Below are 20,319 nucleotides of genomic sequence, written 5' to 3' on the forward strand. Positions count from 1 at the left end.
GGCCTTTTTCTTTTATATAAGCTATTGTTACAAATAGATTAATAATAAACAGGAAATATTTGGTGCGGCGCACCAAAAAACTCTTGACAGGCAAAATTTCATCCCTATAATGCAAAGCATGATGCACTGCAACATCGCCCGGACGGACAGGGTGAGCATTCCGAACACGAAACCCAAGCCCCGTTTCAAACCCATTTTCCAGGAGATCATCATGAACGCCACTACCGAACAATTCGCCAGCGCCAACAAGGCCAACGTCGAAACCCTGCTGACCATCGCCAACACGGCTTTCGCCAGCGCCGAGCGCCTTGCCGCCCTGAACCTGAACACCGCCCGCGCCATCCTCGAAGACAGCGTTGCCAATGCCAAGGCTCTGCTCGCCGTCAAGGACGTGCAGCAACTGGTTGCCATGCAAACCACGCTGGCCCAGCCCGCTGTTGAAAAGGCCGTTGCCTACTCGCGCAGCGTGTATGAGATCGCCACCCAGACCCAGGAAGAACTGTCCAAGGTTGTCGAAGGCCAGTTTTCCGAAATCAACAAGAATGTCGCTTCCGCCCTCGACAAGGCCGCCAAGAACGCACCGGCCGGTTCCGATGTCGCCGTGGCTGCCGTGAAGTCGGCGATTGCCGCCGCCAACTCGGCCTATGACAGCATGACCAAGGCTGCCAAGCAAGTTGCCGAAATCGCTGAAGCCAATGTCGCCGCCGCCACCACCGCGACCGTCAAGGCTGTCGGCACCGGCGCCGCTGCGCCGAAGGCCAAGAAAGCCGCCTAAGCGACTTTCCCAACGTCTCCTCCTCCGGCCCCGCAAAAGGGCTGGTTTCAGACCCGATGCCCCCAAAGGCCTCGGGTCTTTTTTCTTTTGGAAGCCTCGGAGCGCAGCTTTCACCCGCGCCAAGTGTCGGCGCTGGCAATACGGCGATCACCCCATTTTCCGCAGATGACGCAGATTTTCGCAGATTAAAACGCAGTACTTCATAGGGTTGGAGGTACTCGCGGACAAACCTGATGGGGATGAGCAAGGCGCGTCAAGCGTGTTGATCCATCTGCGAAAATCTGCGAAATCTGCGGATCAACTGCTTTTTCCAGGATCAAAGCGCCCGCAAGCGCTCGCCCGCCGCCGCCAGCGTCGCTTCGTTCTTGGCGAAGCAGAAGCGGATCACGCGCTGATCGTCGCCATCGGGATTGAAGGCCGAAACGGGAATCGCCGCAACGCCGTGCTGCTTGGTCAGCCGCTGGACAAAACTCGTATCCGGCTCGTCGCTGATCGCGGCATAGGTGGCCAACTGAAAATACGTGCCGGCGCAGGGCAGCAGGACAAAGCGCGAGCCTTCCAGCTGCTGGCGGAAAAAATCGCGCTTGGCCTGGTAGAAGCTCGCCAGAGTGTCCGCGAACTCGGGGTGTTCGCGCATGAAATCGGCCAGCGCAAGCTGGGCCGGGTGATGCACGGTGAACACGATGAACTGGTGCGCCTTGCGAAACTCGCCCATCAGTGCGCGCGGGGCCAGGCAATAGGCCACCTTCCAGCCGGTCACATGATAGGTCTTGCCGAAACTGGAAACGACGAAGCTGCGCTCGCGCAGGCCCGGGTAGCGGGTCACGCTTTCATGGCGGAGCGATCCGCCGTCCTGCTGGTCGAATACGACATGTTCATAGACTTCGTCGCTGACCACGACGATTTTCGTATCGCGCACCAGGGTTTCCAGCATGGCCATGTCGGCCGCCGACCACACCGAACCGCTGGGGTTGTGCGGCGAATTGATGATGATCATGCGCGTGCGCGGCGTGATGAGGGCACGCACTTCGTCCCAGTCGGGCTTGAACTCGGGAAAGCGCAAATGCGCATGCACCGCATGGCCGCCGTTGAGTTCGATGCCCGGCACGTAGGAGTCGTAGACCGGGGCGAAAACAATCACCTCGTCGCCCGGCCGGACACAAGCGGCGATGGCGGTATAGATGGCCTGGGTCGCGCCCGCCGTCACCGTCACCTCGGTCTCCGGATCGTAGTTGGCGAGGTATAGCCGCGCCACCTTTTCCGCGATCGCCTCGCGCAGCGAAGCCACGCCGGCCATGGGCGGATACTGGTTGGCGCCAGCCGCCATGTGATGCGTGACGCGCTCGAGCAGCCGCGGCGAGGGCGAAAAGTCGGGAAAGCCCTGCGAAAGGTTGATCGCGCCATGCTCGGCGGCAAGCCGCGACATGACGGTGAATATCGTGGTGCCGACGTTCGGCAGGCGGGAAGGAAGATAGAGTGTCATGGTCGCTAGTATGGCCGATCGGAGCCTGCGGTGGAATACCGCAGAAAGCGCCAAAAGACGCTGTGCACCGGATCAGGGCATCCGTAAATATGCATCGCCTTCGGTATCGGTGCCATCGGGCTTGCGGTTAGAATCGCCTGACTATTTCTCGCCTGATGAAGCCCCCGGCCTGAGTGTTGCATGGCCGGCTATTTTCCCCCGACATGACTCGCCTCATCCGCAGCATCTGGCATCACGCATGGACATCCGTGCTCGTCGAAATGAGCACCCAGGAAGTCCGCTGGCTGCTCAGTGCGCGTCAGCATATTTCCCTGCTGCACAAGCGCCGCACTACGATGATCGTCTCGCGGGTACGCCTCGTCGCCGCGTTGTTCTCCATCCTGACGCCCCTGTGGATCATCATCGACATTGCGGCTTTCCCGCGCGAAGTCTGGCTGCCATTGGTGGTCGGCCGCATCGCCGCAACCATCGCCTTCGGCATGATTACCCTGCTGGCAATCAAGATGCGCACCATGAATGATGCCTACCGCGTACTGGCCATGCTGTTCGCGGTGCCGACGGCATTCTTCCTGTTCTCCTACCAGCACATGGCGCAGTTCCAGCTGCACGGGATTCAGCAGGCTTTTTCCACCGGCTACGCCTTCCTGCCCTTTGTCATGCTGGCGGGATTGTCGATCTTTCCGCTGACGCTGCTGGAAAACATCATATTCATTTCACCGCTGCTGCTGATGCAGTTCATCGCCGGCATCCTGCGCCTGCCGGTACTCGACTGGCCGACCTTCGCCGCCTCGTTCTGGCTGATGCTGCTGATCGCAGGCGTCTCGGTGCTGGCCGGAATTTCACAACTCGCCTTCATCATTGTCCTGGTGCGGGAAGCCATCCGCGACCATATGACCGGCTGCTTTTCGCGCCAGAGCGGTGAAGAATTGCTGGAGCTTCAGTTCGCCATGTCGCTGCGCAACCACGCGCCGCTGACGGTAGCTTTTCTCGACCTCGACCACTTCAAGCAGATTAACGACCGCTTCGGTCACGAAGCCGGCGATGCCGTGCTGATCGGCGTCGCCTCGGCGATTCAGGAGCATCTGCGCCAGGGCGACGTGTTCATCCGCTGGGGTGGAGAGGAGTTCATCCTGGTCATGCCCAATACCACGCCCGCGCAGGCCTCGGTCGCCTTGCAGCGCGTGCGTGAGGAGGGACTCGGCCTGCGGCCTGACGGCACACCGATTACCGCCAGCATCGGCATCGCAGAACGCATCGAAGACAGTCTCGGCGACTGGCGCACCTTGGTAGACAAGGCCGATGTCCGCATGTATGAAGCCAAGCAGGGCGGCCGCGACCGCATTGTCGGCCCCGGCGCCCAGGCGTAGCGCCGCTTTCGCCGTATCGTCAGCGCCGACTTCTAACGGCGCTTCACTGGCTCAATCCAGTCCGAGCAGTTCCACCTCGAAAACCAGCGTCGCATTGGGCGGGATCACGCCACCCGCGCCGCGCGCGCCGTAGCCGAGTGCCGGCGGAATGGTGAGTTTGCGGGTGCCGCCGATCCTCATCCCCTGCACGCCCTCGTCCCATCCGGCAATGACGTGCCGGGCGCCAAGCGGAAACTCGAAAGGCTCGTTGCGGTCCTTGCTCGAATCGAATTTGGAACCGTTCGTGAGCCATCCGGTGTAGTGCACCGAAACCGTCTGCCCGACGCGGGCTTCCTCGCCTTCGCCGACGATCAGTTCTTCGATGACAAGCCCGCTGGCCGTGGTGGTCTGACTCATTGCCTTGCTCCGGATGTTGGTTGAACGATGTGCCGATTATGCCTGAGAGCGCTGATTCGGCAGCGGACTGAATATCCCGTCGGCGAGTGTCGGCGGCAACGGGCGCGAGAACAGGTAGCCCTGGAATTTTTCGCAGCCGAGGCCGCGCAGGATGTCCAGCTGCTCGGCGGTTTCGACGCCTTCGGCCAGCGTATCGAGGCCCAGGCTCCGGGCCAGGCCGATGATGGCGGTAACGATGGCCGCATCTTCCGGATCGACGGTGAGGTCGCGCACAAAGCCCTGGTCGACTTTCAGCTTGTGCACCGGGAAACGCTTGAGGTAACTGAGGCTGGAATATCCGGTGCCGAAATCGTCGATCGCCAGGCGCACACCCATGGCGGCGATCTCCTCGAGCTTGTCCCGGGTTTCGTCGATGTCCTGCATCAGCGTCGTCTCGGTAATCTCCAGTTCCAGCAGCCGGGCCGGCTGCCCCGTCTCCAGCAAAATGCGTCGCAGGGTCTCGACCAGGTCCTTCTGCCGGAACTGGCGCGGCGAGAGGTTGACCGAGATGGGCAGCAGCGGACGCCCCTCCTGCTGCCATTCGCGATTCTGCCGCAGCGCTTCGGCCAGCACCCACTCCCCGACCGGCACGATGAGCCCGGTTTCTTCCGCGATCGGAATGAACTCGCCCGGCTCGATCAGTCCGCGCTCCGGATCGCTCCAGCGTACCAGCGCCTCCATGCCGCATACGGTTCGCCGCGGCCAGTCGATCAAGGGCTGGTAATGCAGCAGCAGTTGCCCTCCATCGATGGCCTGGCGCAGTCTGTTCTCCAGCGTGAAGAAATGCTCGGCCTGCTCGTTCATCGCCCGGGCGAAGAACTGGAAGTTGTTGCGCCCGACCGCCTTGGCGTGATACATCGCAGTATCGGCGCTCTTCATGAGTCCGAAAACCTCGTCGCCGTCATCGGGAAAGATGCTGATGCCGATCGACGGCGTCGCATGCAGCTGATGGCCATCGATGCTTGCCGCCGCCCCCAGCGCGCCAAGAATCTTCTCCGCCACCTGCACCGCATCGTCGGGCGACGATACCTCGTGCAGCACGATGACGAATTCATCGCCGCCCAGGCGCGACACCGTATCGACCGCCCGCACGACGCTCGTCAGGCGACTGGCCACATGCTTCAGCAGTTCATCGCCGATGGCGTGGCCCAGGGTGTCATTGACGTTCTTGAAGCGATCGAGATCGAGGAACATCACCGCGACGCGATGCCGGCCGCGCAGCGCCTGGGCCAACGCCTGCTCCAGCCGGTCATGCAGCAGCGTGCGATTGGGCAAGCCGGTCAGGCTGTCATGGTGGGCGATATGCCAGATGCGCTGCTCGGCCTGCATCCGCTCGAATACCTCTTCCTGCAACTGGGTGTTGGCGCTTGCCAGCTCGGCGGTACGCTCGACCACGCGCTGTTCGAGCTCTTCGTGGGCGCGCAGCAAGGCTTCCTCCGCCTGATGCCGCTCGGTGACGTCCTCGAAAATCCAGGTCATGTCGATGCTGTCGGCCTGGCCGACAACCCGGCGTCCGGTACTGCGTACCCAGAACGCGTGGCCATCCTTGTGCCGCACCCGGTTCTCGCCGATATATGTCCCGCCGGCCATGACCACCGACAAGACCGCGGCGCCATTGCGCTGGTAGTCCTCCTCGTTGAGATAGAACACCCGCGTCGAACGACCCGCCAGTTCATCCTGCTGGTAGCCGAAGATCTCGGCCAGCCTGCGATTGCAGCGTTGCACCATGCGATCCCGCGCGAACAGGATGCCCACTGCCGCATTGTCGAAAATCAGTTGCTGTTCGTCGAAGGCCTGACGCGCACGCTCTTCCGTTTCGCGCGTCGCGGTAAAGTCCTCCGTCAGCCAGACCGAACCGGCATGCGGGTTGCCCGGATCAAAGGCGCTGCCGCTGACGCGCAGCCACGTTTGCGAACCATCCCGGCGCACAAACAACTGCTCGCGGCGATGCACCCTGCCGGCGGCGAACTCGGAATAGACCTGTTCGCCGGTGCGCTGGAACTCCTCCTCGGAGTTGAACAGCCGCCGCGACGACTGGCCCAGCAGCGAGCCGGTCGGCAAATCGAATATCTCCTCGAAGCGGCGATTGCAGCGCACGAAGATGCGGTTGCGCACCACGGCGATGCCGGCCGAGGCCGTATCCAGGATGGCCGACAGCTCGCGCGTGCTGCGCTCGAGGGCATCGATCATCAGGCGGTCTTCGGCGATGTCCTCGATCATCCACAGGGTGCCGTCCCGGGGATGATGGGGATCGACCGCCTTGGCCGACACGCGGCACCAGAACAGGCTGCCGTCCTTGCGCTTGAGCTGCGTCTCGGTGCGGAAGGGATGTCCCGCCGCCAGCACCGGACCTGCCTCGCGCCCCAGGGCTGAATAGGCTTCCTGGTCGGCATAGAGAATCAGCGCGGGCTGGTCGACGAACTCGCTCAGGCTGTAGCCGAACATCTCGGCGCACAGGCGATTGGCCTGGATCAGGCGCCGATTGTGGGAAAACAGGATGCCGATCGTGGCATTCTCGAAAATCGCGTTGAGTTCGAGCGCGGCCTTCTTCGGCGGCAGGGAAAGCGGGCCGCTGCTCATCATGCCGGGTCCGTTGCGCTGCCGGCTTCGAGCACCCGCAGCAGTGAAGCAGTGTCTTCCCTGCCCCAGCCCCGCGCCATGACCGCATTCAATTGCTGTCCGACTGCAGCTGACACCGGCAACGGTGCGCCAATCCGGGTTGCCTCTTCCATCAGCAACGCATAGTCCTTGTGGTGCAGCCGCGCTTCGACGCCGGGTGCGAATTCGCGGCTTGCCATGCGCCCGCCGAACACGTCCAGCACGCGCGAGCCGGCCGAGCCGTGCAGCATCGCGGCACGCACCCTGGCGAAGTCGACGCCCGAAGCGGCTGCCAATCGTGCCGCTTCCGCCGCGGCCTCGATTGCCGCCACCATCACCATCTGGTTGCAGGCCTTGGCGACCTGGCCGGCGCCGGCTTCGCCCACCCGCACAACGGTCTTGCCCAGCACCTCGAAGAACGGCTGGAGGCGTGCCGCCAGCGCCGACTTTCCGCCCCACATGATGGCCAGCGAAGCGTTCTGCGCGCCGACACTGCCGCCGGAAACCGGGGCATCGACGAAATCAACGGCCTGCGCGGCATGCCTTGCCGCGATGCGGCGCGCCGCCGACGGCGCGATGGTCGAGAAATCGACATGCAGGCTGCCCGGCGCAAAACCCTGTGCCAGGCCCTGCGGCCCGAAAGCCAGCCCCTCGACATCGGCACTGCCGGTGACGTTGGTGAAAACCACTGTGCAGTGGCGCGCAAGCTCGGCCGGCGAGTCCCGCCACAGCGCGCCCTGCCCGATCAGCGCGGCGGCCGACTCCCGCCGCCGCGACCAGACCGACAACGCATGCCCCGCGCGCAACAAATGCTCCGCCATCGGGCGGCCCATGGCGCCAAGGCCGATGAAGCCCAGTTGCATGACGACTAGTCCGGAGTGCTCATTTTCTCGAGCAGCTTCAACGCGGCAATCGAGTCGTCCTCGCCCATGCCGCTGCCGACCATCGCATTGAACATCTGTGCGGTGGCCGCCGCCGAGGGCAGCATCAAGCCCAGGCGATGTGCCTCTCCCATCACGATGCGCAAGTCCTTCTGGTGCATCCAGGCCTTGAAGCCCGGCTTGAAATTCCGGTCGAGCATGCGCTGGCCGTGGTTTTCCAGGATCTTCGAGTAGGCAAAGCCGCCCAGCAGGGCCTCGCGTACCCGCGCCGGATCGACACCGCTCTTCTGCGCGAAATTGAACGCCTCGGCCACCGCCATGACGCCGACCCCGGTAAGGATCTGGTTGCAGGCCTTGGCCACCTGTCCGGCGCCGCTGCCGCCGATCAGGGTCGCCGACTTGCCCATCTTGTCGAACAGCGGCTTGACCTTTTCGAACACCTCCGGCTTGCCGCCGACCATGATGGTCAGCGCCGCGTTGATCGCGCCCGTTTCGCCGCCCGACACCGGGGCGTCGAGAAACTCGATGTCCCGCTCCGCCAGATGCAAGCCGATATGCCGCGCCGCATCGGGCGCGATGGTGCTCATGTCGACCACGATCAGACCCGGTGCCGCCCCTTCCGCCAGCCCCTGAGGGCCGAGGCAGACGGCCTCGACGTCGGGCGCATCGGCCACCATGACGATGACCACTTCGGCGTGCCGCGCCACTTCGGCCGGATTGACATGGATCTTCGCATTGACGCCGGCAAAGGGAGCCAGCGCTTCCGGCCGGCGCGCCCACAGATGCAGCGAATGCCCGGCCTTTTCCAGGTGCAGGGCCATCGGGCGGCCCATCAGGCCAAGGCCTATGAATCCTACTTTCATGATGTTTTCTCCTCGGGGGGGGTCATGTTTTGCTTCTTGTCAGGTGCCAATCGCCTTGAGAATCAGCGGCACCAGCGGCTCCGGCAGCGTGATGCCGCCGCTGGTGGCAAAGGCACGGGCGTGCTCCGACATTTTCCTCCAGGTCTTGCGAATGATGTCGAGCCATTTTTCCTCGCTGTACTCGGCATGCTGGCCGGCAAAGCCGAGCATGTAGTGTTCGATGAATACGAGGTCCGTGACATCTTCCAGCAGTTGCGTATCGGCATTGACCTTGAGGCCGCGCTTGCTCACCGCCGCCATGACCGGATCGATCATTGCCTCGTCGTAACCCGCCTGCCGCATCAAGGCGCCCGCCGTTTCGGCGTGAAACTTGTACAGCCCGGTGCGCCACGCGTAGTAGCCTTCTTTCGTCATCGGGTAGCTGTTGCGCGGCACGGTCCAGCGCCTGATGTGCTGTGCGCGGACGGCGAGCTTCACTACCTCGGACGCCTCGGGGGCGAAGCGTTGCAGCATGTCCGACATGCGCCTGGCGTAAAGCAGCTCCTTCGGCTGCCCCTGGTCCTGGTTGGGATCTTCGGCGTTGGCCGCGTCGAACAGCACGATGGCCCGTTCGAATCGCGCCTGAAGTTCACTCATGATCTCGCTTCCCTCTCCATTTGGAAAAAATCGGGCGCCGGCGCCGTGGAATCCCCGTCCCCTGCGACAAATCGAAGCCGGCATCTTAGCCGAGTTGGAAGTTGCTAGAATGATCGGATAAATAAATCAAATCGGTACCGGGAGGAGCAATGGTTGCCAAAAAGAAGGGGGAGCCGGCGGCAGGCAGCGACGCCGATCTCGGCCAGAGTTTCGCGGTCAATCTGATGCAGCATCTGGTGGTGCCGACCTTCGTGCTCGATGCCCAGTGCAACGTGCTGATCTGGAACAAGGCCTGCGAACGCCTGACCGGCGTGCAGGCCGCCGAAGTGATCGGCACCCGTGAGCACTGGCGGGCCTTTTACGAGGCTCCCCGGCCCTGTCTCGCCGACTTGGTAGTGCAAGGGCGCGTGGGCGAGGTCGAGGCGCTTTACTTCACCCATGGCGACGCGTCGGGCCCGTCTTTCGGCGTCCATGCCGAGAACTGGTGCGTCATGCCCTGCCTCGGCAGCGAACTCTATCTCGCCATCGACGCCGGCCCCATCTATGACGGCGACGGCAATCTGGTTGCCGTGATCGAAACCCTGCGCGACATGACCGACCATCGCCGGGCGCAAACCGCGCTCGAACAGATGGCCACGCGCGACTTCCTGACCGGAATTGCCAACCGCCGCAGCTTTGACGAAAAACTGGTCAGCGAATGGAAGCGCGAATGCCGCGACCTGCGCGGCATGTCGCTGCTGATGATCGACGTCGACCACTTCAAGCGCTACAACGATACTTACGGACACCAGGCCGGCGACCGCTGCCTGCAGCAGATCGCCACGCTGCTGGAGCAGGTCGTCTTCCGGCCGGGCGACCTGGTCGCCCGCTACGGCGGCGAAGAGTTTGCCGTGATCCTGACCGCGACCGATGCAATCGGCGCCGGCATTGTCGCCAATCGCATTCTCGAACGCGTGGCCGAGCTGGCCCTCCCGCACAGCGGCAGCGAATGCGGCTACGTGACGCTGAGCATCGGCATCTCCACCTCGCTGCCGGAACCGGACATGACTCAGGAAAACCTGATCTCGCTGGCCGACAGCGCGCTCTACAAGGCCAAGCACGCCGGACGCAACCGCTATGTCTCCGACCAGGGGGCGGAGACCGTCGAGTAACGAAGGAATTGGCGTGAAACAACTCGTTCGGAGCAACGGGTAATAGCCGAGCGAAGCGAGCTGACCAGAAGCCTCCCCGTGAGGGGGCGAGGCGGGGTTTCGCACCGCACGCGGTGCGCCGCCGCAGCCGGCTGGCTGTGCAAAGCCAACCGTGGGCCGCGAAGCGGATGGGAGGGGCGGGCGTTCAATTTGACTTTCGCGTGTTTAATCCTCGGCGGATCACGCTCGCTTCCATGAGCGTCAGGAGCGGTAGTCGGCGTTGATCTTGACGTAGTCGTACGACAGATCGCAGGTCCAGACCGTGGCTTCGGCACTTCCCCGACCCAGGTCGACGCGCACGGTGATTTCGGCGGCCTGCATGATGCGCGCGCCGTCGTCCTCGCGGTAGCTGGCGGCACGGCCGCCGTTTTCCGACACCAGCACCTCTTCGCTGCCACTGCCCAGCCAGACACGCACGCCGGCCGCATCCAGATCCGCGATGCCGGCATAGCCGATGGCCGCCAGAATGCGGCCGAGATTCGGATCGGAAGCGAAAAAGGCCGTCTTCACCAGCGGCGAGTGGCCGATCGCATAGGCTACCTGGCGGCATTCCGCCGCCGTGCCGCCAGCGCCGACTTTCACGGTGATGAACTTGGTCGCGCCCTCGCCGTCGCGCACGATGGCCTGGGCCAGCTCGGTCGCCACGCCGATCACGGCATCGCGCAGCGCCGGCCAGTGCGGGGATGATTCGTTGTCGATCATGCAGCCGGACACGCCGGTGGCGATGACCACGAAGGAATCGTTGGTCGAGGTGTCACCATCCACGGTGATGCAGTTGAAGGAGGCGTCGGCGGCATCCTTCGCCAGCTTCTGCAGCAGGGCCGGACTGAGCCCGGCATCGGTGGCGACGAAGCCGAGCATGGTCGCCATGTTGGGACGGATCATGCCGGCGCCCTTGCTGATGCCGGTGACGACAATGGAATAGTCGGCGCTGGCGACACGGCGGCTGGCGGCTTTCGCCACGGTATCCGTGGTCATGATGGCGTGGGCTGCGGCATGCCAGTGGTCGGCGGCGAGGTCGGCCCGCGCCGCCGGCAGGCCGGCGATCAGGCGTTCGACCGGCAGGTGTTCGAGGATCACGCCTGTCGAAAACGGCAGCACTTCATCGGCCGCGCAGCCCAGCAGCTTCGCCACCGCGTCGCAGGTATCGCGCGCGGCGCGCATGCCCTGCTCGCCCGTGGCGGCATTGGCGATGCCGGTATTGATCACCAGCGCGCGGATGCTGCTGTCGCCGGCCAGATGCTCACGACACAAGGTGACCGGCGCCGCGCAGCAGCGATTCTGGGTAAACACGCCGGCGGCGCGGCTGCCGGGCGCGAACTCGATCAGCGTCAGATCGCGCCGGTTCTTCTTGCGGATGCCCGCCTCGGCCGTGCCGAGACGAACGCCGGCAACGGGGAACAGGGCTTCAGGGGCGGGGGTGGCGTAATTGACGGGCATGGTCGAAACCTGCAAAAAGGGAATTGAAGGAAAGTGCGCAGTTTATCGCCTTCGCTGCGCGATGCCAGGGAGTCGGCGCTGGCGCCATGGCGATTCTCCATGGTTCCGCGCCAGCGGGACGGCAGGAGCGCCGACCTTGGTCACCTTTTCCCTGCGCAGATGCCCAAAAGTCAAATTTCGCTGCCCCTTGGTCATTCACTGATCACTCAGTGTCTTCGTGCTGCCAACTCTTGTTAAGCGCACTGGCCGCATCACGAACAAAATCAAAACTTGAAATTGCTTATCTCCAATATAGAAAGATCACACCGTGAATCGCCCCTGAGTCACCGTCCCGCCAGCGCCGACCCTTGCGGTACTTAGCCCGGCGCCGACACCCGGGGCTCCAGGCCAAGACGGCGCGCAGTCCTGGCAAAGCGCGCATCGAAGGTGGCGAGACCGCTGCACAGACCGGACTGGGCCAGATGCAAGGCATCGGAGAAATCCAGTCCCTGGCGATACCAGACCAGAGCCTGGCCTACGGCGGCGGCACGGTCGACGGTCAGGTTCTCGACCGCGAGCATGTCCTCGAACACGGCGGCGATATCGTCCGGCGACATGTCGTAGGCTCCGCGCAGCACCCATTCGAGTTCCTCGATCACGGTCACCGGCACGAAGAGTTGCTGGCCCGAAGACAGCAGTGCCTGGGCGCGCTTTCTTTGCGCCCTGGTCGCCGCATCGGCATCGATCTCGGTCGCAATGGCGCGGGCAAGGACATTGGTGTCCAAGGCGATCATGGCTTGCCTTGCCTCTTCGCCACCGCCAGCCCCTGCAAGTCTTCGACTGCCAGCGGCTTGCCGCGACGGGCAATCCGGTCGAACAGGACTGCCGCCGGCTTCCTCTCCCCGGCACTATCGGAACGAACAAGAATCCCGTCCCCGTTCGGCGCCAGCTCGACGCGGACGCGGGCGCCCGGCGCCAGCGAAACCTGCCGGCATAGCTCGGCGGGCAACACCACTTGTCGCTTGCCCGAAAGAATCATGGTGGTCATGGCGGTCTCCTGACGTTCGAATTGCGTCAGTGTAGGCCAATTATCGCAGTCGTTCAACTACGTTCAACGACTGCGCTCAACCACCCGTGCCGATGATTTTCACCAACTTGCGTCAGCGTTGCCCACTATCGAACACGATTCGCCACAGCTCGCGTACCGCATCGACGCGCTGCTGCACCAGGTCGGGCGCAACCCGCGCCTTGGCGGCGTTGAGGCGCAGTGCGTGCTGCATGCGGCGGTAGTCGCGATAGGCATTGCGGACTTTCTCTGCGAGATCGACCGGAATCAGGCCGAGATCGCCGGCAATCTTCAGCAGCGCGATATTGCCCAGGTTGCCGGTAAGCTCTGCGTGACGATGCGAATGGCCGAGCACCAGGTACTGGACGATGAACTCGACATCGACCAACCCGCCGGGATCGTGCTTGAGGTCGAACACGCGTTCGCGCTCGTCGCCCCGGGTGCCATGCGCATCGACCATCTTCTGTCGCATCGCCAGCACTTCCTCGCGCAGTTTGGCGAGGTCGCGCTGCTGCCGCAGAACCTCGCAGCGAATGCGTTCGAAGGCGTCGCCCACGGCGCGGTCGCCCGCCGAAAAGCGGGCCCGGGTCAACGCCTGGTGCTCCCAGACCCAGGCCGATTCGAGCTGGTATTTGCGGAAGGATTCCATGGAACTCACCGCCAGGCCGGAGTCGCCGTTGGGCCGCAGCCGCAGGTCGGTTTCGAACAACTGCCCGGCGGAAGTCTGTGCCGACAGCCAGGTATTGAGCCGGGTGCCGAGGCGTCCGTAGTTTTCGCCGGCCTCGGGCGCCGGATCGTCGAACAGGAATACCAGGTCGAGATCGGAGGCGTAACCCAGTTCCTTGCCACCCAGCTTGCCGTAGCTGATGACGGCGAACTTCGGCGTCTCGCAATGACGCTTCGGCATCTTCAGCCATGCCCGCTGGATGGCGGCGGCGAGCAGGATGTCGGCGAGTTCCGAAAGATGGTCGGCCAGCTTTTCGACAGTCAGCAAACCGGCGACATCCTGCGTCAGCAAGCGGAACACCTGGGCGTGATGCGCCTCGCGCAGGGTGTCCATCTGCCGCTCGGTATCGGGCTCCTGCTCCTCCAGCAGCGTCGACAACTGCGTCCGGAAACCGGCCCAGTCGGGCACGACTTCGAGCAGGCGCGGATCGAGCAGTTCATCGAGCAGGATCGGGTGGCGTTGCAGGTAGTTCGCGGCCCAGCTCGAACTGCTGACCAGTTGCGCCACTTTTTGCAGCGCCTGCGGATACTGCTGCAGCAAGGCCAGGTAGGCCGCGCGCCGCGAAATCGATTCGAGCAGGTCGACGCCGCGCGACAGCGTTTCGTCGGGATTCGGCAGCGCGGCGGCGGCCTCGATCAGGCGCGGCACCAGCACGTCGAAGCGGCTGCGGATGTCCTGCGACATCTGTTGGTAGAGCGGCCCGGAACGCAACGCCGAGATCCGCTGCGCGGCGGCCGGCGGATTGCGGTAGCCGAGATTTTCGAAGCTGTCTTCCCGTGCCGCGCCGCCGGCATCGTGCCAAAGCGCCGCCAGGGCGTGCTCGCCGTGGTTCGGATCGGCAAACACCTGTCCGAAGTGGCGCGACACGGTCGCACGGTGGTCGTCCAGTTCCTCCAGCAGGGCCTCGAAACTGGCGAAGCCCATCGCCCTGGCCACGCGCTGGCGATCTTCGGCGGGCACCGGCAGGCTGTGCGTCTGCGCATCGTCGAGGTATTGCAGGCGATGTTCGAGGCGGCGCAGGAAAGTGTAGGCGGAGGCAAGTTCCACCGCGGCATCGAGGCTCAGGATGCCGCGCTCGGCCAGAAGTTTCAGCACGCTCTGGGTCGGCTTGATCTGCAGGGGCGTGTCGCGCCCGCCGCGAATCAGCTGGAATACCTGGGCGATGAATTCGATCTCGCGTATGCCGCCGGGACCGAGCTTGACGTTGTCGGCCATGTCCTTCTTCGCCACCTCGCGCCGGATCTGGGCGTGAAGTTCGCGCATCGCGTTGATGGCGCCGAAGTCGAAATACTTGCGAAAGACGAAGGGGTGGCGGACTTTCTCCAGTTCGTCGTGGCGGCCACCGGTCAGCGGGCGCGCCTTGATCCAGGCGTAGCGTTCCCATTCGCGGCCCTGGGTGATGAAATAGTTTTCCAGCATCTCGAAGGAACACACCAGCGGCCCGGAATCGCCATTGGGCCGCAAGCGCATGTCGACCCGGAATACCTGGCCGTCTTCGGTCGCCTCGGCGATGGCGTTGATCAGGCCGCGCCCGAGGCGGGTAAAGAATTCGAAGTTCGATACGGAGCGCGCACCGTCGGTATCACCATCCTCGGGAAAGACGAAAATCAGGTCGATGTCGGACGACACGTTCAGCTCGCGCCCTCCCAGCTTGCCCATGCCGATCACGATCAGTTCCTGCGCCGAGCCATCGGCGCCGCGTGGCGTGCCATAACGTTCGACGAGGCCCTGACTGAGTACTTCCACCGCCTTCCTCACCGCCAGTTCGGCAATCAGGGTCATGCATTCCGTAACCTCGGACAAGGGCGCCAGGCCAGACAGGTCGCGCGCGGCAATGCGGGCGTAGGCCCGCTGCTTGAGTTGCCGCAATACCGGCTTGAGATTGTCTTCCGTAACGGCTTGCGCGGCGAGCCACGCCGACAACTCGGCCGCGGTGACGGGCCGCTCCAGAGTGGATTCGACGTCGGCCGCCAGGTCCGGCCTGGCAGCCAGCAGCCGCCCAAGGTAACGGGATGTTTCTGCGATATCGGCGAGGGAGGGCATCGGTTAGAATTTATATATCAAGCGCTTTGAATGTCCATTTTAGCGTGGGCACAAGGCGCAGCCCCCAAGAGCCTCGACGCCCATCATTTCCAACCTGCGATTCCGTCTGCGCCGTCACCTGCCAGCCCCCCCATGGCTGGGAGTTCTGTTGCGCGCACTGCTCTGGGCGGCAACGCTGGGCTACTTCGCCTTTGCCTTGCTGCTGCTGGCCTTGCGCTACGCGATCCTGCCGCAGATCGAAAGCTACCGCGGCGATGTCGAGCAGATGATCAGCACGGCGATCAATCGCCCGGTCGGCATCCGGCGGATCGAGGCGCATTGGGCCGGACTGCGCCCGGCGCTGCATCTGGAAGGCTTCGAGATTCGCGACACCCGGGGACAGGCCGCGCTGGGTTTCGATCAGGTCGAAGCCGAGCTGGCCTGGAGTTCGCTGTGGCGATTCCAGCTGCGCCTGGCACGGCTGGAACTCGATTCGCCGACCCTGCTGCTGCGCCGCGACGGCAAGGGCCGCTTCTTCGCCGCCGGACTCGAAATCACGCCGCAGCCGAACGATCAGGATGACTTTGCCGACTGGCTGCTGGCGCAGGATCGCGTCGTCATCCGCAACGCGAGCATTGCCTGGCAGGACGAGTTGCGCAACGCACCGCTGCTGGAGTTGAAGCACCTGAACTTCCAGCTCGACAACAGCGGCAGCCGCCATCGCTTCGGTTTCACCGCGGAACCGCCGCGCCAGCTGGCGGCACGGATCGACATCCGCGGCGATTTCAAGGGGCCCGACCTGGATCAGCTGGAGGCCTGGAAAGGCGATGTCTATGCCGAACTGGACTACGCCGATCTCGCCGGCTGGCGCAGCTGGGTCGATTATCCCGTGTCATTGCCGCAAGGCAGCGGCGCCCTGAGGCTGTGGCTGGGGTTTGCCCGCAAGGAACTGGTTTCCGCCACGGCGGACGTGCGTCTGGCCGACGTCCGCCTGCAACTGCGCCCCGACCTGCCCGAGCTGAACCTCCTCCAACTCGAAGGGCGGCTGGCGGGACGACGCCTCGACGGCGGCTTTGAAGCCGAACTCAAACATCTGACACTGGCAACCCGCGACGGCCTCACGCTGCAACCGACGGACCTGAAGCTTGCCTGGCAGGACGCCGCCGCCAACCGTCCGCCGCAAGGCGCGGCCAGCGCCAACGGTCTCGACCTGGCCGCGCTGGCGCGGCTTGCCGCCTACCTGCCGCTGGATGACGCCAACCGCGCCCGCCTGGTTCGTCATGCGCCACGCGGCCGCGTCTTTGACCTCAAACTCGACTGGAAGGGCAGCTTCGACACCGCCGGGAACGCCGGAAGGTCAGGCAAATGGAGCATCAAGAGCCGCTTCGAAGGGCTCGGCCTGACGGCCCTGGGTCCCGTCCCGGGCATTTCCGGCGTGAGCGGCCGCATCGAAGGCAGCGAAAAAGGGGGCAGCGTGCGGCTCGATGGCCAGCGCGCATCGTTCGAACTGCCCACCGTGTTCCCCGAGCCCAGACTGGAACTGGAAGCCTTCTCCGCCGATCTCGACTGGCAATCCGTCGCCGACGGCTTTCAGGTCCTGCTGAACAAGGCGGCATTCCACAACAAGGACGCGGCGGGCGAAGCCAGCGGCAACTGGCGCGCCCTGGGCGAAGGGCCCGGCGCGATCGAACTCGATGCCCGGCTCACGCGCGGCAGCGGCGACGCGGTCTGGCGCTACATGCCGCTTGCCGTCGGCAAGGACGTGCGCGACTGGCTGCGCGTCGCCATCATCGGCGGCAAGGCCAGCGACACCACCCTCAAGCTGCGCGGCGACTTGCGCCAGTTCCCCTTCCGCGACGGCAAGGGCGGCCTGTTCGAGGTGCGCGGCAAGTTCCGCGACGCCAGCTTGCGCTACGCCGGCAGCTGGCCCGAGATCAACGGCATCGAGGGGGACCTGCTGTTCAGCGGGCAGCGCATGCTGATCACCGGCAAGAGCGGCAAGATCTTCGGCGTCGGCCTGCGCGAGGTACGCGCCGAAATTGCCGACCTCGAACAGATGGAAGAACTGCTCACGGTGACCGGCAAGGCGCTCGGACCGACGGCGGACTTCCTGCGCTTCATCGAAGCCAGCCCGGTCGGCGAGCGCATCGATCATTTCACCGAGGACATGAAGGCGGAGGGCAACGGCGAACTCGACCTCAGGCTCGACCTGCCCTTGCGCCGGCTGGGGAATTCGAAAGTGGATGGCAGCTATCGTTTCGATGGCAACCGCCTGACCGTGGACAACGATTTGCCGCCCCTGGCCGAGGTGCGCGGCGCCTTGCGCTTTACGGCGGACCATCTCGAAGCACGGGGAATTCGCGGCACCCTGCTCGGCACGCCGCTGGGCGTCGACGTGAAAACCACGGGCGATGGCGGCGTTCAGGTCAACGCCGCCGGCGAGGTCAATATGGCTACGTTGCGGCGCCAGTTCCCGCAAGCCGTATTCGATCACCTGTCGGGCAGCACGAAATGGACGGGCAGCGTGCGGGTGAAGAAAAAGTCCGCGGAAGTGAAGCTGGGCTCGAATCTGGTCGGCCTGTCGTCGAGCCTGCCCGAGCCTTTCAACAAGTCCGCCACGGATACCCTGGCTTTCAGCTTCGAACGCAAGCCGCCGCCGGATGCCGCAACACGCACCGCCACGAAAGTCGGCGCTCGCGACACGGCGACGAAACCGGCGGTTGCACAGGACATGCTCGACCTCAGCCTCGGTCGCGCGCTTCGGATGCAGCTGGTGCGTCGACACGATGCCAGCCCGCCGGCCATCACGCGCGGCGTGCTGGCGATCGGCGATGTCAGTGCCGCCATGCCGGAACGCAGCGTGATGATCGCGGCCAACCTGCCGCGCATCAATGCCGATTTCTGGCGCGGCATCCTGGCCGGCGCGCGTGGCGGCAACGGTCAAACCGAATCGGCGCTGCCGCTCCTGCCTGCAGTCCAGTTCGACTTGCGCACCCCCGACCTGACCGTGCAGGACAAGAGCTTCCACGACGTGCGCGTGAGCGGCAGCCGTCCCGAAGGATCAAGCAGCACCCGCTTTGAACTGAAGAGCCGCGAACTGGCCGGCAACTTCGAATGGAACAGCATCGGCAACGGCAAGCTGTCGGGGCGCATTGCCCAGTTTTCGATTCCGGAATCGGTCGCCTCGCCCGCCGCCCTGCAGGCAAAGACCAGCGAAGTGATCGAGCGGATTCCCGCGCTCGACATCACGGTCGACAAGCTTTCGTTCAAAGACCGCGCACTGGGCGCCGTGCGCATCGCGGCCGAGAATCGCGACGGCTACTGGAACACCAGGATCGACGTGAAGAACGAAGACGGCACGCTGGAAGCCACCGGCCGCTGGCGACCCAGTCCGACCCAACCCGATACCCGCGTCGAATTCAAACTCGACGCAACGAGCATCGAAAAACTGCTGGCCCGCATCGGCTATCCGGACACGGTGCGACGCGGCAACGCGAAGCTTTCAGGCAACCTGTCGTGGACCGGCTCGCCCTTCACGCTGGACTATCCGAGCCTCAACGGCGGCCTCAAGCTCGATGCTTCCGGCGGGCAGTTCATCAAGCTCGAACCGGGCGTCGGCCGCCTGCTGGGCATCCTCAGCCTGCAGTCGCTGCCGCGCCGCATCACGCTGGATTTCCGCGACATCTTCAGCGAGGGCTTTGCCTTCGACAACATCGGCGGGCAATTCGCCATCGCGCGCGGCGTCATGGAGACGAAAGAACTGCAGATACAAGGGCCGTCGGCCAAGGTGCTGATGAGCGGCACCGTCAATCTCGGCGCCGAGACGCAGGACCTCAAGGTGCGCGTGCAACCGGCGGTGGGCGAATCGATCGCGGTCGGCGCCATGATTGCCAATCCGGTCGCCGGCGCAGTCGTCTGGGCGGCGCAAAAAATCCTCCGCGACCCGCTCGACCAGGCCTTCGCCTTCGAATACGCGGTGACCGGGAGCTGGGCCGACCCGAAAGTTGAAAAGCTGGGGCAGACGCAACCGAAAGCCGTGGAGGGCACGAAATGAATACCAGGATCGCCGCAGTGCAGATGATTTCGGGGCCGGACGTGGCGCCCAACCTGGCCACCGCCGGACGCCTGATCGCCGAAGCGGCGGCGGCCGGCGCACAACTGGTCGCCCTGCCCGAATACTTCCCGCTGATCGGCGCCACGGATGCCGATCGGCTTGCGGCGCGCGAGGTCGACGGCAGCGGACCGATCCAGGACTTTCTCGCGGCAGCGGCGCAAAAGCATGGCCTGTGGCTGGTCGGCGGCTCGATTCCGCTGGTGGCGAACGACCCGGCCAAGCTGCGCAACTCCTGCCTGGTGTTCGATCCGCAGGGCAAGCGCGTGGCGCGCTACGACAAGATCCATCTGTTCGGCTTCAGGAAGGGCGACGAAGCCTACGACGAAGCCGCCACCATCGAGCGCGGCGATCGGGTCGTCGCGTTCGACTCGCCGCTGGGACGCATCGGCATTGCCATCTGCTACGACCTGCGTTTCCCGGAACTCTTCCGTGCCTTGGGCGAAGTGGACCTGCTGGTGCTGCCCGCCGCCTTTACCGAAACCACCGGCCGTGCCCACTGGGAAATGCTGCTGCGCGCACGCGCCGTGGAGAACCAGTGTTATGTCCTGGCCTCGGCGCAAGGCGGCCAGCATCCCAACGGACGCATGACCCACGGCAACAGCATGGTCATCGATCCCTGGGGCGAGGTACTGGCGCGCATGGACAAGGGCGAGGGCGTAGTCGTTGCCGAACTGAATCGGCTACGACTGGTCGAAGTCAGGACCAGTTTGCCGGCCCTGAAACACCGCATACTGTAGCAATAT

The 20,319-nt window shown here is 64.3% G+C and carries 15 protein-coding genes; 5 read left to right on the top strand and 10 right to left on the bottom strand.

What is annotated here, in order from left to right:
* Nucleotides 1–211 precede the first annotated feature (211 nt).
* Complete coding sequence (locus tag SUTH_RS15080; RefSeq protein ID WP_041102422.1) at nucleotides 212–775, top strand: phasin family protein; 564 nt, start codon at nucleotides 212–214, stop codon at nucleotides 773–775.
* 316 nt (nucleotides 776–1,091) lie between these two features.
* Here SUTH_RS15080 and SUTH_RS15085 read toward each other — a convergent pair whose 3' ends face one another.
* On the bottom strand, nucleotides 1,092–2,258 hold the full coding sequence (locus SUTH_RS15085) for a pyridoxal phosphate-dependent aminotransferase (RefSeq protein ID WP_041100392.1): 1,167 nt from the start codon (nucleotides 2,256–2,258) through the stop codon (nucleotides 1,092–1,094).
* Between the two features lie 203 nt (nucleotides 2,259–2,461).
* Here SUTH_RS15085 and SUTH_RS15090 point away from each other — a divergent pair, with 203 nt between their 5' ends.
* A complete protein-coding gene (locus SUTH_RS15090) occupies nucleotides 2,462–3,625 on the top strand; it encodes a GGDEF domain-containing protein (RefSeq protein WP_041100394.1) in 1,164 nt (387 codons plus the stop codon).
* A gap of 51 nt (nucleotides 3,626–3,676) precedes the next feature.
* Here the strand turns inward: SUTH_RS15090 and SUTH_RS15095 are convergent, their stop codons facing one another.
* Genes SUTH_RS15095 through SUTH_RS15115 form a run of 5 tightly spaced genes read right to left on the bottom strand, consistent with a single transcriptional unit; the run spans nucleotide 3,677 to nucleotide 9,038 of the window.
* Nucleotides 3,677–4,021 (bottom strand): FKBP-type peptidyl-prolyl cis-trans isomerase, encoded by a 345-nt coding sequence (locus SUTH_RS15095; protein WP_041100396.1) that lies wholly within the window; start codon nucleotides 4,019–4,021, stop codon nucleotides 3,677–3,679.
* Nucleotides 4,022–4,057: 36 nt separating this feature from the next.
* Nucleotides 4,058–6,643: a sensor domain-containing protein gene (locus tag SUTH_RS15100; protein ID WP_084207440.1), complete on the bottom strand. Its 2,586-nt coding sequence runs from the start codon at nucleotides 6,641–6,643 to the stop codon at nucleotides 4,058–4,060.
* Entirely contained in the window at nucleotides 6,640–7,521 is an 882-nt protein-coding gene (locus SUTH_RS15105; protein WP_041100398.1) for an NAD(P)-dependent oxidoreductase, read from the bottom strand. Before SUTH_RS15105 ends, SUTH_RS15100 begins: the two co-directional genes overlap by 4 nt.
* Before the next feature lie 5 nt (nucleotides 7,522–7,526).
* The gene (locus tag SUTH_RS15110) at nucleotides 7,527–8,402 is read right to left on the bottom strand and encodes an NAD(P)-dependent oxidoreductase (protein WP_041100400.1); all 876 of its coding nucleotides are present in this window, start codon (nucleotides 8,400–8,402) and stop codon (nucleotides 7,527–7,529) included.
* Between the two features lie 39 nt (nucleotides 8,403–8,441).
* Nucleotides 8,442–9,038, bottom strand: a complete 597-nt coding sequence (locus tag SUTH_RS15115) for a DUF4202 domain-containing protein (RefSeq protein ID WP_041100402.1) — start codon at nucleotides 9,036–9,038, stop codon at nucleotides 8,442–8,444.
* A gap of 149 nt (nucleotides 9,039–9,187) precedes the next feature.
* Here SUTH_RS15115 and SUTH_RS15120 point away from each other — a divergent pair, with 149 nt between their 5' ends.
* Nucleotides 9,188–10,189 (top strand): sensor domain-containing diguanylate cyclase, encoded by a 1,002-nt coding sequence (locus tag SUTH_RS15120; protein WP_052473692.1) that lies wholly within the window; start codon nucleotides 9,188–9,190, stop codon nucleotides 10,187–10,189.
* 240 nt (nucleotides 10,190–10,429) lie between these two features.
* Here SUTH_RS15120 and argJ read toward each other — a convergent pair whose 3' ends face one another.
* From argJ to glnE, 4 genes are all read right to left on the bottom strand, one after another.
* Complete coding sequence (argJ, locus tag SUTH_RS15125; RefSeq protein WP_041102425.1) at nucleotides 10,430–11,668, bottom strand: bifunctional glutamate N-acetyltransferase/amino-acid acetyltransferase ArgJ; 1,239 nt, start codon at nucleotides 11,666–11,668, stop codon at nucleotides 10,430–10,432.
* 356 nt (nucleotides 11,669–12,024) lie between these two features.
* Nucleotides 12,025–12,441: a type II toxin-antitoxin system VapC family toxin gene (locus tag SUTH_RS15130; RefSeq protein WP_041100404.1), complete on the bottom strand. Its 417-nt coding sequence runs from the start codon at nucleotides 12,439–12,441 to the stop codon at nucleotides 12,025–12,027.
* The gene (locus SUTH_RS15135; RefSeq protein ID WP_041100406.1) at nucleotides 12,438–12,695 is read right to left on the bottom strand and encodes an AbrB/MazE/SpoVT family DNA-binding domain-containing protein; all 258 of its coding nucleotides are present in this window, start codon (nucleotides 12,693–12,695) and stop codon (nucleotides 12,438–12,440) included. Before SUTH_RS15135 ends, SUTH_RS15130 begins: the two co-directional genes overlap by 4 nt.
* A 112-nt stretch (nucleotides 12,696–12,807) precedes the next feature.
* Nucleotides 12,808–15,483, bottom strand: coding sequence for a bifunctional [glutamate--ammonia ligase]-adenylyl-L-tyrosine phosphorylase/[glutamate--ammonia-ligase] adenylyltransferase (gene glnE, locus SUTH_RS15140; protein ID WP_041100409.1), 2,676 nt, complete (start codon nucleotides 15,481–15,483; stop codon nucleotides 12,808–12,810).
* 148 nt (nucleotides 15,484–15,631) lie between these two features.
* On the opposite strand from glnE, the gene SUTH_RS15145 reads away from it, so the two are divergent.
* Nucleotides 15,632–19,516 carry a YhdP family protein gene (locus SUTH_RS15145; RefSeq protein ID WP_041100411.1) on the top strand — a complete coding sequence of 1,295 codons (3,885 nt, stop codon included), beginning with the start codon at nucleotides 15,632–15,634 and terminating at the stop codon, nucleotides 19,514–19,516.
* Nucleotides 19,513–20,313 carry a carbon-nitrogen hydrolase family protein gene (locus SUTH_RS15150; RefSeq protein WP_041100412.1) on the top strand — a complete coding sequence of 267 codons (801 nt, stop codon included), beginning with the start codon at nucleotides 19,513–19,515 and terminating at the stop codon, nucleotides 20,311–20,313. Before SUTH_RS15145 ends, SUTH_RS15150 begins: the two co-directional genes overlap by 4 nt.
* Nucleotides 20,314–20,319 lie beyond the last annotated feature (6 nt).

This window comes from Sulfuritalea hydrogenivorans sk43H, assembly GCF_000828635.1.
Classification (GTDB): domain Bacteria; phylum Pseudomonadota; class Gammaproteobacteria; order Burkholderiales; family Rhodocyclaceae; genus Sulfuritalea; species Sulfuritalea hydrogenivorans.